The 13,864-nt window shown below is 71.0% G+C and carries 10 protein-coding genes; 9 read left to right on the forward strand and 1 reads right to left on the reverse strand.

The genetic code is table 11. The annotated features are described in order from the left end of the window. On the reverse strand, positions 1-271 hold a 271-nt coding region (locus tag ACFU99_RS13445; RefSeq protein ID WP_384390288.1), incomplete at its 3' end, for a Mur ligase domain-containing protein. 229 nt (positions 272-500) lie between these two features. On the opposite strand from ACFU99_RS13445, the gene vanH reads away from it, so the two are divergent. The 9 genes from vanH to ACFU99_RS13490 all read left to right on the forward strand — a co-directional run. Then, positions 501-1,553 carry a D-lactate dehydrogenase VanH gene (gene vanH / locus ACFU99_RS13450; protein ID WP_384390317.1) on the forward strand — a complete coding sequence of 351 codons (1,053 nt, stop codon included), beginning with the start codon at positions 501-503 and terminating at the stop codon, positions 1,551-1,553. Then, a complete protein-coding gene (vanA-Sc, locus tag ACFU99_RS13455) occupies positions 1,546-2,586 on the forward strand; it encodes a D-alanine--(R)-lactate ligase VanA-Sc (protein WP_384390291.1) in 1,041 nt (346 codons plus the stop codon). The genes vanH and vanA-Sc overlap by 8 nt, the downstream gene beginning before the upstream one ends. Next, entirely contained in the window at positions 2,583-3,191 is a 609-nt protein-coding gene (gene vanX, locus ACFU99_RS13460; protein WP_384390294.1) for a D-Ala-D-Ala dipeptidase VanX, read from the forward strand. Before vanA-Sc ends, vanX begins: the two co-directional genes overlap by 4 nt. Before the next feature lie 186 nt (positions 3,192-3,377). Beyond that, positions 3,378-4,565, forward strand: coding sequence for a cytochrome P450 (locus ACFU99_RS13465; protein ID WP_384390297.1), 1,188 nt, complete (start codon positions 3,378-3,380; stop codon positions 4,563-4,565). A gap of 422 nt (positions 4,566-4,987) precedes the next feature. Then, positions 4,988-7,723 (forward strand): aldehyde dehydrogenase family protein, encoded by a 2,736-nt coding sequence (locus ACFU99_RS13470; RefSeq protein ID WP_384390300.1) that lies wholly within the window; start codon positions 4,988-4,990, stop codon positions 7,721-7,723. Continuing rightward, positions 7,720-9,474, forward strand: coding sequence for a thiamine pyrophosphate-binding protein (locus ACFU99_RS13475; RefSeq protein WP_384390304.1), 1,755 nt, complete (start codon positions 7,720-7,722; stop codon positions 9,472-9,474). Before ACFU99_RS13470 ends, ACFU99_RS13475 begins: the two co-directional genes overlap by 4 nt. Further along, positions 9,471-10,751 carry a beta-ketoacyl-ACP synthase II gene (gene fabF, locus ACFU99_RS13480; RefSeq protein ID WP_384390307.1) on the forward strand — a complete coding sequence of 427 codons (1,281 nt, stop codon included), beginning with the start codon at positions 9,471-9,473 and terminating at the stop codon, positions 10,749-10,751. The genes ACFU99_RS13475 and fabF overlap by 4 nt, the downstream gene beginning before the upstream one ends. Positions 10,752-10,881: 130 nt before the next feature. After that, positions 10,882-12,843 carry a condensation domain-containing protein gene (locus tag ACFU99_RS13485; protein ID WP_384390311.1) on the forward strand — a complete coding sequence of 654 codons (1,962 nt, stop codon included), beginning with the start codon at positions 10,882-10,884 and terminating at the stop codon, positions 12,841-12,843. Beyond that, positions 12,840-13,864 (forward strand): aminotransferase class I/II-fold pyridoxal phosphate-dependent enzyme (locus ACFU99_RS13490; protein ID WP_384390314.1); only part of this gene is annotated, 1,025 nt, incomplete at its 3' end. The genes ACFU99_RS13485 and ACFU99_RS13490, both read left to right, overlap by 4 nt.

A 13,864-nucleotide genomic window follows, 5' to 3' on the forward strand; every position in this document is an offset into this window, starting at 1 on the left:
CCCGCGCGGCGTCGACGACGCCGGTGGGCAGCGGCGTGGGCCGGGAGCCGAGCACCGCCGCCGCGCCGGCCCGGCCGGCCAGGGCGGCGTAGTCATGGCCGTCGGCGTGCTCACCGGCGAAGGCAACGAAGAGGCCGCCCGGCTCGGCCCGCCGTCCGTCGAGCACGGCGGGCGCGGTCACCGTCACGCCCGCGTCGCCCGCGTCGCCCGCGTCGCCCGTGACCGTACCGCCGACGATTCCGGCGATCTCGCCGAGGCTGAGCGGGATCATGACGGGGTCCGGGCGTCGCGGCGGCTGAGAATGCGGAGTTCGGCGGAGGGCGGTTCGCTGTAGGTCATGCAGCCAGTGAAAACAGCGCGATGTTGCCGTCGCGTATGCGCTTTTCGATATGCTCACGAAATGCCGTCGGCGCGACACGACGCTGCCTCCAGGTAACGTATCGCCCGCATATCGAAATCCGCATACGCTCCGGCAACACCGGGCCGTCTTCACTGGTTCCATGCCCCACAGCGAACCAGCCCGCACAGCAGACCTCCGCCGCACCACTCAGCCGTCGACGGACTCTTCCTCATCCTCCTCGGCCGTCTCCTCGGTGGGGATCACGGTCTATGGATGCGGCCAGGACGAGGCCGCGTTGTTCCGGGAGACGGCGCCCCGCTTCGGGATAGCGCCGACCATCACGGAGGCCCCGCTGTCCGAGGCCAACGCCGATCTGGCCGCCGGAAACCGGTGCGTCAGCGTGGGCCACAAGACACGGATCACCAACCCCGCTCTTCTCGCGCTCAGTCGGGCCGGCGTGGCGTACCTCTCCACCAGGAGCATCGGCTGCAACCACCTCGATGCGGAATACGCGGAGAGCATCGGAATCTCCATCGGAAACGTCGCCTATTCACCTGACAGTGTGGCCGACTACACGCTGATGTTGATGCTGATGGCGCTCCGGAACGCGAAATCCACGCTCCGCCGCGCGGACATGCACGACTACCGGCTGCACGACGTGCGCGGGAAGGAACTGCGCGACCTGACCGTCGGGGTGATCGGAACGGGCCGCATCGGCTCGGCCGTCGTGGACAGGCTTCAGGGTTTCGGCTGTCGCATACTCGCCTATGACAGCCGCCCCAAGACGGCCGCCGATCACGTTTCTCTCGACGAGCTGCTGCGGCTGAGCGACATCGTGACGCTCCATGCGCCGCTCACCCCGGACACGCACCATCTTCTCGACCAACAGCGCATCGGGCGGATGAAGCGCGGCGCGTTCGTCATCAATACGGGACGCGGCCCGCTGCTGGACACCGAGGCCCTTGTTCCGGCGTTGGAGAGCGGCAGATTGGGCGGGGCGGCGCTGGATGTCCTCGAAGGCGAGGAGGGAATCTTCTACGCCGACTGCCGGGACGGCCGCATCAGGAGCAAATCGCTGCTGCGGCTTCAGGAGATGCCGAATGTGTTCATCAGCCCGCATACCGCCTATTACACGGACCACGCCCTGAGCGACACCGTCGAGAACTCCATCATCAATTGCCTCGCGTTCGAAAGCAGGAATCAGCATGGCTAGGCTGAAGGTCGGCATCGTCTTCGGAGGCTGTTCCGAAGAGCACTCCGTCTCCGTCAAGTCCGCGCGGGAGGTCGCGCGGAACATCGATACGGACACATACGAGCCGCTCTATATCGGGATCACGCGGAGCGGTGCCTGGAAGCTCTGCGACGGGCCTGAAGCGGACTGGGAGAACGGCAGCGGCCGCCGGGTGGTGCTGTCGCCGGACCGGGACGCGCCCGGACTGCTCGTGCTGGAGCAGGGGCGGTACGCAACGGTCCCGCTGGACGTCGTGCTGCCCGTGCTGCACGGCAAGCTCGGCGAGGACGGCGCGATACAGGGGCTGCTGGAACTCTCCGGAATCCCCTATGCGGGGTGCGACATCCAGAGCTCCGCTCTGTGCATGGACAAATCCCTCGCCTATACCGTGGCCCGAAGCGCGGGCATCGCCACACCGGACTTCTGGACCGTCACGGAGGACGACGACATCGATCCCGACCGGCTCGGCTATCCCGTCTTCGTGAAGCCCGCCCGTTCCGGATCGTCCTTCGGCGTCAGCAAGGTGTCCCGGAAAGAGGAACTGCCGGCCGCGGTCGAAGCCGCGAGGAAGTACGACGCGAAGGTGCTGATCGAGAAGGCCGTCGTCGGCAGCGAGATCGGCTGCGCCATCCTGGGGAACGGCGCGGACGTGTTCGCGGGCGAGGTGGACCGGATCGCCCTCTCCCACGGCTTCTTCAAAATCCACCAGGAGTCCGCCCCGGAAAGCGGCTCCGAGAACTCCACGCCGATCGTGCCCGCCGACATCCCGGAGGCGTCGCGCTCGCTCGTCCAGGAGACGGCGAAGGCCATATACCGCGCCTTCGGATGCAGGGGGCTCGCGCGGGTGGACATGTTCCTCAAGGAGGACGGCGGAGTGGTCCTCAATGAGGTCAACACACTGCCCGGCATGACCTCGTACAGCCGCTATCCGAGGATGATGGCGGCGGCGGAGGTACCGCTCTCGGAAGTGATCGACCGGCTGGTGTCGCTGGCGCTGACGGGGAAGAGCCGATGACAGAGGATTTCGTCTTCGTGGACGAACTCGTGCCCGGAATACGCTGGGACGCCAAGTACGCCACCTGGGACAACTTCACCGGCAAACCAGTGGACGGATACCTGGCGAACCGCATAGTCGGCACGCGGGCCCTGTGCGCGGCGCTGGGAGCGGCGCGGGAAAGGGCCGAGGGCCTCGGGTTCGGTCTGCTCCTCTGGGACGGCTACCGCCCGCAACGCGCCGTGGACTGCTTTATGCGCTGGTCTCAGCAGCCGGAGGACGGGCGGACGAAGCCGCGGCACTACCCGAATATCGACAGGGCCGAGATGTTCGACCGGGGGTACGTGGCCGCCAAGTCGGGCCACAGCCGCGGCAGTACCGTCGACTTGACGCTGTACCACCTGTCCACCGGTGAGCTGGCTCCCATGGGCGGCGGCCACGACCTGATGGATTCCGTCTCGCACCACGGGGCCGGCGGGGTCACGCGGGCCGAAGCGGCGAACCGCCGTTCCCTGCGGTCCGTCATGGACGGAGCCGGATTCAGCGCGTACGCCTGCGAATGGTGGCATTACACACTGAAAACGGAACCGCATCCCGACACCTATTTCGATTTCCCCGTCGCGTAGCGGAGGCCGGGCCGGCCAGGGGCGGCGAGCCCCGAAAGCGTTCCCGGAGGGTGGCGAAGTGAGGCGAAGGGCACGTGAGTTCACTCTTACGGGTGGCGCTGCATTGAGCAGGGTTGCCCATGGGTAGTAGGTCGGCATCAGTGGCGAACGGTCGGCCTGGGCCACGGCCCCTTGGAAGGGCGTGCGGTGAGCGTGAGGGAAATGCGCCGGTTCCGGCGCGATCCGCTGAGGTACATCGAGGACCGGGCGCGCCGGAGTCCGGCCGCGGTGTTCCAACTCCCATGGGGCGCCTGGTGCGTACGGGACACCGAGCAGGCGCTCACGGTGCTGCACGACCCGATGTTCCACGGCGGCATGTCCACCTTCTTCGGGGACATGCTGCCATCGCGGGCCGCACAGACCGCCCTCGGCCGCGCCGTCCGGAATCTGGTACGGGCGCACGTACCGGCCTACCGTCAGAGCCTGTCCGAGGCGGCGGCCGGGCTCGGCCCGGTCAGCCGGTGGCCCGGGGCGGGGCCGATGCTGGTGTACCGGTGTACGGCGGACGTGCTGCTGCACCCCGGTGCCCCTCCGGCGCTGCGGCGGCAGTTGGAACAGGCCGTGGCGGCCGGGCTGACCGCCCGCCAGCCGCGGATGCGGGAGCGGGCACGGGCCGAAGTGCTGCGCCCCAAGCTGCTGGCCGCGATCACCGAGCAGGTCCGCGTCCGCCGGGCGGAGGGGAACTGGGCGGAGGGGTCCCTGGCGGGCGAGCCGCGCGATGTGCTGGATGCCGTGATCGCCGCCTGCCCCGACGAGCTCCCCGACGGGACGGCGGCGAATCTGTACGTGCTGCTGTTCCAGTCGATCGTGGGCAACATCGGCTACGCGGTGGCCTGGGCGCTCCTGCTGGCCTGCGTCCACCATCCGTCCGGCCCGCCCTGGCCGTGGCCCGCCGATTGGCTGGTGCGTGAGGCCGGCCGCTGCCGCCCGTTCGTCTGGATGGTCGGCCGGCCCGTACCCCACGCCCTCGAATTCGGCGGTCTGCCGTTCGCGGCGGGCACGGTCCTCTCGGTCAGTCCCTACCTGCTGCACCACGACCCGCACCGCTGGGACCGTCCCGAGATGTTCCGGCCCGAGCGCTGGAACGAGCCGGGCGGCCAGGGCCCCTATCTCCCCTTCAGCGCGGGCCCGTTCACCTGCGCCGGCGCGGCCGTCGCGCACACCTTCATCACCGAGGCGGTCGCCGTCCTGGCCCAGGACGCCCGCCTGACCGTCAGCGGCGGCGACGCCCGCCCCCTGATCTCCGGTTCCGTCCTCCCCCGGCCTTTCACCCTGCACCGCACCCTCAAGACCCCCGTCAGACCCGCGCCGACGAAGGGATCAGGTCCGCGCTGACGAAGGGAGGTGAATCACGTGTTCGCAGCTATCCGACGCATCATCCGGAACAAGCCCGCCAGTCACTGGGAGCCGATCGTCTGGCTCTAGGAGTCCGGCCCGCTCTGGTGGCTCGTACGCCCTGGCCCACGGCGTGCGAGCCACCTCGCCATTTCCGGCCGCCTCCGTCCACATCTGCTCAGCAGTCCCTGCATTCTCTGGCGACTGACTATTCGTCACTTATCCATTCCATTACTGCGTGCCCAGCGGGCCCATATGTTCCGGGGGCATCATTGGCGTACTCGACACCGGACTACAGGTGTGGGATAGTCGCTTTCGGCTGTATCTTGTTGAACAGACACAGACATTATCGCGGGGCAGTGGGTCGACAAACGTGTACGTCCAGGAAGTTGCGCGCACCACCTGGCGTTGAGGAGCACGAGTTGCCCATATTCAGGCGCTTGGTGTCGCCCGAGGGGCGTATCTGGGAGACCGGCGATATCGTGGCCCGCATATTCGGCGCCATCGAATTCTTTGCGCGCCGCGGCATCGGACCCGGTTCGCGGGTGATGATGAGCGGGGCGAATTCCCCGGAATGGGCCGTGAATTTGATCGCGCTCATCCACCTGGACGCTTCGGTGGTCTTCGCCGATCACCGAGCCGCCCCGGCACGGAAATCGCAGATCCGCGCCCAGGCGCGCGTGGTGCTGGACATCGGCGACGGTACGGGCGACATCGCGGCGCAGTGGCCCGTATCCGCATCGGCCACGACTCCGGCCACGGCCCCTGCTACGCCCCCTGCGGATGTGCCCGATGCCGCGGCGTGGGCGCGGCGCCGGGACGCCGCGATCTCGTGGTCGTCCGGTACGACGGGCGCCCCCAAGGGCATCGTCCGCTCCGGCCGTTCGATCCTGGACAACCTCGCGCTCAGCGCGGAGCGCATGGGGTACCGCCCCGATGACGTCTTCCTGCCCGTCCTGCCGTACTCCCACCAGTACGGCCTGTCGCTGGTCCTGAGCTGGTGGCTGGGCGGCGGCACGCTGGTGGTCCACGGGCCGGACGCGCGCCTGGACCGGATGCTCACGCTCGGCGCGGACCACGGCCTCTCCATCGTCGACGCCGCCCCGTCGACCTACTACAGCCTGCTCAATCTGCTCGACCGCCGTCCCGCCCTCGCGAACGCGCTGGAGACGGTACGGGCCTGGTGCGTCGGCGGCGCACCGCTGGGGCGCGACCTGGCGGCGCGGTTCCACGCCCGTACAGGCCGGCGCCTGCTCGACGGCTACGGAGCGACCGAGGTGGGGAACATCGCACTGGCAGCCCCTGCCGATCCGGTCGGGTGCGGCACGCCGCTGCCCGGCGTGGCCGTCGAGGTCCACGACGAGCACGGCAGGCCGCTGCCCAGCGGCCGGATCGGCCAACTCGTCGTGCGCAGCGACGGCCTGATGACCGGCCATCTGGGCGCCGGCGGCGAGATCGTTCCGGTTCCCGGGCCCGTACACCGCACCGGGGACATCGGTCTGCTCGACGACGCCGGGCGCGTCTTCCCCATCGGGCGCAAGCGCGCCGTGCACCGTGACGGCCACACGCTCTACCCCGACCACCTCGCCGAGCGGGCCGCCGCGTCGGCCGGCGCTCGGACGGAGGTCGTCGCCGTCCCCGACGAGCGGCGGGGCTGTCATCTGGTGTTCGTGATCGCGGACCCGGACGGTCGCGAGCCCGCGCACTGGAAGCGGGTGCTGCGCCCCGTGTTCGCCCGCTACGAGCAGCCCGACCGCATCGTCGTGCTTCCGTCGCTGCCCCTCACGAGTACGGGAAAGCCCGACCTGGCCGTTCTGGAGAAGATCGCCATGACCTCGCTGCCCGCGCCGCACCATACGGCTGCCGACGCTGCTGCGCCCGAACCTGCCGCCCTCGGCGCGACCGGCTATCGCATCCCCTTCGCCGACCGTCTCGACGCGCTGCGCGCGGTGCGCCGGTACGTGGCCGACAACGCAGATGACACGGACCGTACAGACAGCACAGACACGGTGATGGGAATTCTGACCGAGATGTCGCCCCACCGCACCGCCGCCGCGGAGATTCGTTCGTTCCTCGCCGCTCTCGACGGAGCGCAGGAGGAAATTCTACGGACCCGGCCCGGCCTCGTGCCACGGGCCGCGGTGTTCACGCCCTCCAACATTCCGCTCTATTCGTACGCGCTGTACATGCTCGTGGCGTCCCTCTACACCGACAGAATCGCCTTTCGGCCGTCCTCCGCGATCGAAAGCCAGATGCGGCGCTTACACGCTCTCCTGGCGCCGGTCCATGGATTGCCCGTCGAGTTGTGCGAACTCAGCCGGCGCAAGTTCGTCACGGGCCCGGCGCGCGAGGCGGACCTCATCGTCTTCACCGGCAATTACTCCAACGCCGAGACCGTCCGCGAAGGGCTGGCGGAGGACCAGCTCCTTCTCTTCTTCGGTCGCGGCATCAACCCCTTCGTGATCGCGCCCGACGCCGACCTCAAGCACGCCGTGCGGGACGTCACGAGAATACGTCTCCACAATTCGGGACAGGACTGCTTCGGTCCCGACGTCGTGTTCGCGCCGCAGGGCCGCACCGAGGAGTTCGTCGATCTGCTCTCCGCCGAGCTGTCGTCGCTGCGTTTCGGGCGGAACAGCGACCCCGCCGCCGACTACGGTCCCCTCTGCTACGACTCGGCGCTGGTGAACTGCTCCGACTACCTCGTACGTCACGTGAGCCGCATCCGGCACGGCGGGCGCATCGATCTGCGGTCCCGCAGGGTCGAACCGACCGTGCTGTTATGGGCCTTCGACGACAAGATTCCCCTTGACGAGATGTTCGCCCCGGTGTTCAACGTCGTGGCCTACCCCAGTGCGCGGCGGCTGCGGGAACGGCTGGCGAGCCCGTTCTTCGGCGAACGCGCGCTGGGCGCGATGGTCTACGGACACGACCCGGAGACGGTGGAAGTCCTGGCGAAGCGGCACCGGACCTGTGTCGACCACACACTGCTCGACGCCGAGGACGGCAACCGCCCGTTCGGCGGCTTCGGCATGATGGCGAACTACGTCGCGTACGGCGGCGAGCGGCACGCCGAACCGCTGCTCATGTCGCAGGCCGTGGCGGAGAACCTCCCGGCGTCCGCTCCTGTCGCCGTGCGTGGGACGTGTCCCCGGTGAGCGAGGCGCGGGTGAACGAGGCGCGAGGGAACGGACCTCAGGCGGGCAAAGCGTGCGACGGCCGGGTGCGCGTGCGGTACGGCGACGCGTGGTCCGCGATCGTCGACGTGCTGGTGGCGAACGAGGTGGACACCTGCTTCGGACTGCCCGGCGACGACCTGGAGTTGCCGCGAGCCCTCGACGCGGCCGGACTGGACCTCGTACCGTGCCGTGACCAGCGCAACGCGATGTACATGGCGACCGGCTACGCCCTGCAATCGGGCCGGATCGCCGTATGCGCGCTGGGCAAGGGCCCGGCTGTCACGCACGCGGCCACGGGGCTGCTGGAGGCGCGGGAGTCCGGTGCGCCGGTTCTCGTACTCGCCGCGGGCGCGCCCGAACGGCGCCGGGGCAGCGGCGGATTCCAGGAGCTGGACCAGGTCGCCGTGGTGGCGCCCCTCGTGCGGTGGGCTCACCGGGCGGGCCACCCGGACCGGGTCGTCCCCGCGACGGTGACGGCGCTGACCCGAGCCGTGGGGCCGCCGGCCGGGCCCGTGTACCTGGAGGTGCCCGACGACGTCCGCACGGCGGAGGTCATCGTCACCGGACCGCTGCCGACGCTGCCCGAACCACTGATCCTTGAGCCCGTCCCCGTCATCCCGGGACCGGCGCTGGAGGCGATGCGCGCCAGCCGGCGCCCAGTGGTGCTGGTGGGCGGCGGAATGCGGCACCGCAACGGCGGCGGCGTGGTCGAGGGATTCGCCGAACGCCTCGGCGCGGCGCTCTTCACCACCGCGTCCGGCCGCGGCGCCGTCGACGAGCACCACCCGCTGTTCTGCGGCGTGGCGGGCCTCTACGCCGCGGCCCCGGCCCGTGAACTGTGGTCCTCCTGCGATCTGGTGGTGTCGCTCGCCGGGCGACTGGAGGAGACGGCCGTCGAAGGCGGGACGCCGTGGCCCCCGGTCCCGGTGGTGCAGGTCAACATCGATCCCGGCGGGCTGTCGGCCGAGTTCTGGGGCCCGCGCGTGCTCGGGGACGCCCGGCACGCCGTGCTCGGCTGGTCGCGGGCGCTGGACGAGGACCGTAAGGCCGAAGAGACAACGGAGGCAGTGTGGGCGAACGACATCGCCGCCGCCCGGCACGCCATGTCGCTGGAGGCGAAGGCGGAGTCGGCCCGCGCGGCGGCGCTGCCGGGCATCCGCGTCGTCGAACTGCTCGCCGCGCTCGACGCCACCGCCGGTGAGCCCCGCGTACTCGTCCAGGAGAACGGACTCCAGGACATGTGGTCCTACGGTTTCCCCTTCCGCGTCGGCGGCGGATCCGTCGTGCCGTCGGAGCAGACCCCCTTGGGCTTCGGAGCCGCCGCGGCCCTCGGGGTCAAGCGGGCCGCCCCGGACCACGAGGTCACGGCGTTCGTCGGGGACGGGGCGTTCCTCGCGGCCCGCGCGGACATCACGGTCACCGCCGCTGCCCACGGCGGCGTGCTGTACGTGGTGCTGTGCAACGGCGGCTACGGCTGGCTGGACGCCCAGCGCGCCCGCCTCGGCCTCGATGCCGAACGCTTCCCCTTCGTCCGCCCGGACGCGCCGCCGCCCGCGGTGGACGGGTCCGGCATCCACTGCCGGGTGCTGCGCGACAAGGCCGCGCTGACCGAGGAGATCCGCGCCGCGCGGCGGTTCTGCGCGCGGGGCGGCACGGCCGTGCTCATGGTGCCGGTCGCCCGCGACGACATCCTCCCGGCCCTGCGCGACGCGGGGGTGGTTCCCCAGTGACGTACGCGGGAGGGCGGGGCGGCGGCGTACGGGGCCGGGCCCGGCGGCGGGTGATGGTCACCGGGTACGGGGCGGTCACGCCGCTGGGCCACAGCGTTCCCGAGACGTGGGCGGCGATGCTGGCCGGGCACAGCGGCATCGGCAGGGTGGACGACGCGATCGATGTGCCCGGCCTCGGAGTCCGGATCGGCGGCCAGGTCCGCGGGTTCACGCCCGGCCGCTATATGCCCCCGCGGGTCAGCCGGCGCGCCGACCCGTACGCGCAGTACGCCCTCGCCGCGGCGCTGGAGGCGTGCGAGCACGCGGGACTCGTCGTCGACGAGCGCCTCGCCCCGCGCGTCGCGGTGATCATCGGCAGCGGCTACGGACCGGTCGGGTCGATCTACCGCGCCGCGAACACGCTGCGCGACAAGGGACCGCGCGCCATCGGCCCGTTCACCCAGGTCACGACCGCGATGGACAGCGCCGTCGGTGAGATCAGCATGCGGTTGGGCGCCCAGGGGCCCAGCCGTGCGCAGAGCACGGCGTGCGCCAGCGGCGCGGACGCGGTGGGCGCGGGGATGCGCATGATCGGCGATGGGGAGGCCGATGTCGTCCTGGCCGGCGGCGCCGACGCCTGCGTCACCGCCGTCGACCTCGCGGGCAGCGGCAACGCCCGCGCGCTGTCCAAGCGCAACGACGACCCGGCCGCGGCGTGCCGCCCGTTCGACGCGCACCGCGACGGGTTCGTGATGAGTGAAGGAGCTGCCGTGGTGGTGCTGGAGGCCGCCGAGACGGCCGCCGCGCGAGGGGCCGCGGCGCTGGCCGAACTCACGGGGTACGGGGCGACGTCCGACGCCCATCACTGGACCGCGCCGCACCCGGAGGGGCGGGGCGCGTGCCTCGCCGTCGAGGCGGCGCTGCGCGACGCGGGGATAGCGGGGTCGGACGTGGACTACGTCAACGCGCACGGCACCGGAACGCTGCTGAACGACGCCACCGAGGCGGCCGTCCTGCACAAGGTGCTGGGTGACCGTGTCACCCAGATTCCGGTCAGCTCCACCAAGTCGATGACCGGGCACATGATCGGCGCCGCCGGGGCGGTCGAGCTCGTGGCGTCGATCCAGGCCCTCCGCACGGGCGACGTCCCCCCGACCGTCAACTGCGACGAGCCGATCGACCCGGACATCAACTTCGTGCCGCACGAGGCGCAGCACCATGAGCGACTGCGGATCGCGCTCAGCAATTCTTTCGGCTTCGGCGGCCACAACGCGGCTCTCGTGGTCCGAGCGGTATGAGGTCCCGGCCGTGAACAGTGGACTTCCGGAATCGGGTACGGGCGTGGGTACAAGTACGGGTACGGGCGTGGCTACAGGTACGGGGACGGGTGCGGGCGCTCGTACGGGCGTCGGTCCGGCCGTAAGCCGCGTGCCGACTCCCGCCACCGTCACCCGCAGCGGGCCGCTGACCTGGGTACAGCAGTGGCACTGGTTCGAGCGCACCATCCCCTCCCCGCGGCGGGTGAATCCGACGCCGCTCGCCGACCACTGCCACGTACCGCCCCCGGCGACGGTCGCCGACGTCCGGGCGGCGCTCGCGGCCCTCACCGCCCGCCATGAGGCGCTGCGCACCACCGTCGACCCGCTCCGTCCCGTACAGCAGGTCCACCGCGCGGACTGGGCCCCGCTGCCGGTCGACTGCGTCGACGTCCCCGCCGCCGACGCCGACACCCTGGAGGCGGCCACGGCGGCGCTGGCCGCCTGCCCGATCGATCCCGAGCGCGAACCACCGTGGCGGGCAAGGGTGTTGCTGGAGTCGGGAAAGCCGTATGCGGTTCTGCTGGCCGCTCATCATGTGGTGATCGACGGGTGGGGGCTGGCGGTACTGATCAACCAGTTGCACGGTCGGCTGCGCGGCGACGACGCGTCGTCGGAGGGAGCGTGCACGCATCTGCTCGACACGGTCGCCGCCCAGCCCTCACAACGCGCCCGCGCGGCGGAGCGTGAGTGGCTCACGCGTCTCGCGGGCAATCCGACCGGTGTGCTGGCCCCGTTCGGCGGGACCGAGGGCGGCGGCGGGCGGCATCGCCTCCAGTACCGCTCGGTGAGCGCGTACGACGACCTCGATCGCGTCTCCCGGCGCTACGGCGTCAGCCCGGAGACCGTCGTGCTCGCGGCGTTGGCCCATGATGTCGCCGCGCGCACCGGCGAACACCGGTTCCTCGCGTCGGTGGTGGTCTCCAACCGGGCGCGGGCCGCGCTGCGCGGCAGCGTCGGCGTCCGGGCCCTGACGGTTCCGGTGCAGCTCGACCTCCGTCCGGGCGCGGCGTTCGGCGAGGTGGCCGCCTCGGTCGCAGCCGCCTCGTCCGCGGCCTACCGGCACGGTCAGTACCGCCCCGCGGAACTGGTCGCCGCCCAGGCCCGCATGGACCGCCGCCGCGGCGTCGTGACCGTACCCGCCATCGAGTACAACTGCTACTCGTGGCCGCGCGGCTATCTGGCCCCCGTGGAGAACACGCCGCCGGACACGTCGCCGGGCACGTCGCCCGCCTGGATCAGCAGCGCGCCCGACGAGCCCTGCGACACGCTGTACGTCGACCTCGGCCGGGACGGGGGCGTCGTCACCCTCGACGTCACCGTCGGGGACCACCTGCTCGACGCCGAACAGGCCATGGCGCTGCCCGTCCGCCTGTGCGCTCTGCTGCGGGCGCTCGCCGACGGCGCCGACTGCCCGGTTCCGGCGCTCCCGCTCGCGCCGGCCGCCGCCGGATGGTGGCGCGCCCCGCAGGGCTGGGTGCGCCCGGCCATGGTCGAAGAGGTGTTGCGCGGCCATTCCGGAGTGCTCGGCGTGACGGTGGCGCCTGAGGGGGACGGAAGCGGAGGTGGTACGGGCGTACGCGACGCGCCGCATCTCGTCGCGTACGCGCGTACCGCCCCTGATGTCACCGTCGCCGACCTGCACCGCCACGTCCTGGACCATCTCGGCGAAGTGGCCGGCATCTTGGCGCCCGGACGCTACGTGCTGTCCCCGGCCGGTCCCGAACACGGCGGTCCTGCGGTCCAGTTGCGCACCGACACCAGCGGCACACGGGCCCCACTGGTCCCGTCGCGCCCACCCGAGACGCACGCCGAATGGGCTCTCGCCGCTGCCATGGCCGCCGTCGACCCTTCCTCCTTCGGCAGATCCGCCGCCGTGGACATGAACCGCTGCCTCGCCGATCACGGGATCACCCTCGTCGCCGTCCCCCGTCTGCTGGCGCTGCTCCGCCAGTCCGGTCTCACCGGGGTCGCGTCGGACGAACTGGCGGGAACGGCCTCGCTCGGCCACCTCGCCGCCGCCCTGGAGCCCCTGCCGCCCCGCGCCCCTCATGGAGGAGAAGCCTCGCCATGACCGCGTCCCGTATGTCCCGTACGTCCCGTACCCCCGCACCGTCGTCCGTGGACCGCCTGGCCCCGTGGGCCTTCGCCGCTTTCGTCGAGGCGAACGCGCACGAGACGGCGTACCGCCCGCCGGTGGTGGACGGCCCCGTCGGAGCGACCATCGTTCGAGGCGGCCGTGAGCTGGTGAACTTCGCGAGCATCAGCTTTCTCGAACTGGAGCGTCACATACCGGTGCGGCGGTACTTCGCCGAGGGGGCGCTCGCCCACGGCTTGAGCACCAGCGGCTCCCGGATGACCCAGGGAATCTGCCGCCCGCACCAGGTGCTGGAGGAGACGATCGCCCGCCGCACCGGCAAGGAGCGGGCCATCAGTTTCGCCACGGGGCTGCTGGCCAACATCGGGTTCGTCCACGCCATGAGCAGCGCCGCGCACTTCGACACCGGGATCGAGGTGCGTAACCGCGACACCGTCTTCGTCGTCGACCGTGACGTGCACTGGAGTATCTGGAAGGGACTCGAAGGGCTCGGCTACGGGCGCGGCGTCCACGCGTTCCGGCACAACGACGTCTCCCACCTGGCACGCCTCCTGGACCGGGTCCGGAGCCGGAAGACCGTGGTGATCGCCGAGAGCCTCTATTCGGCGGACGGCACCATGGGGCCGATCGTGGAGATTCTCGACGAGTGCGACCGGCACGGCGCCATCAGCATGATCGACGACGCCAACGGCTTCATGGTGTACGGGCCCGAGAACCGTCCGTACGCCCGCGAGGCGACCGCGATCCGGGAGCGGGCCGACTTCGTGATGGTGTCGCTGTCGAAGGCCGTCGGTCTGGAGGGCGGCGCGATCGCCGGGCCGGCGGAGGCCGTCGACGCCTTCGAACTGCTCTCCGGCACCTCGATGTTCACGGCCGCCATCCAGCCGCCCACCGCCTACGCCGCGAAGCGCACGATCGACACGCTCGCCGACCGGCCGGAGATCGTCGACGACTACCTGGCGCATGCCGACCGCCTTCGGCGGCAGATGCGCGAGGC

Origin of the sequence: Streptomyces sp. NPDC057654 (genome assembly GCF_042800135.1) — a bacterium.
GTDB lineage: Bacteria > Actinomycetota > Actinomycetes > Streptomycetales > Streptomycetaceae > Streptomyces.

Excerpts from the sequence above, each read along its gene's own strand:
- vanA-Sc (WP_384390291.1), top strand. The coding sequence starts at position 1,546 with ATGGCTAGGCTGAAGGTCGGCATCGTCTTCGGAGGCTGTTCCGAAGAG.
- vanX (WP_384390294.1), top strand. The coding sequence starts at position 2,583 with ATGACAGAGGATTTCGTCTTCGTGGACGAACTCGTGCCCGGAATACGC.
- vanH (WP_384390317.1), top strand. The coding sequence starts at position 501 with ATGCCCCACAGCGAACCAGCCCGCACAGCAGACCTCCGCCGCACCACT.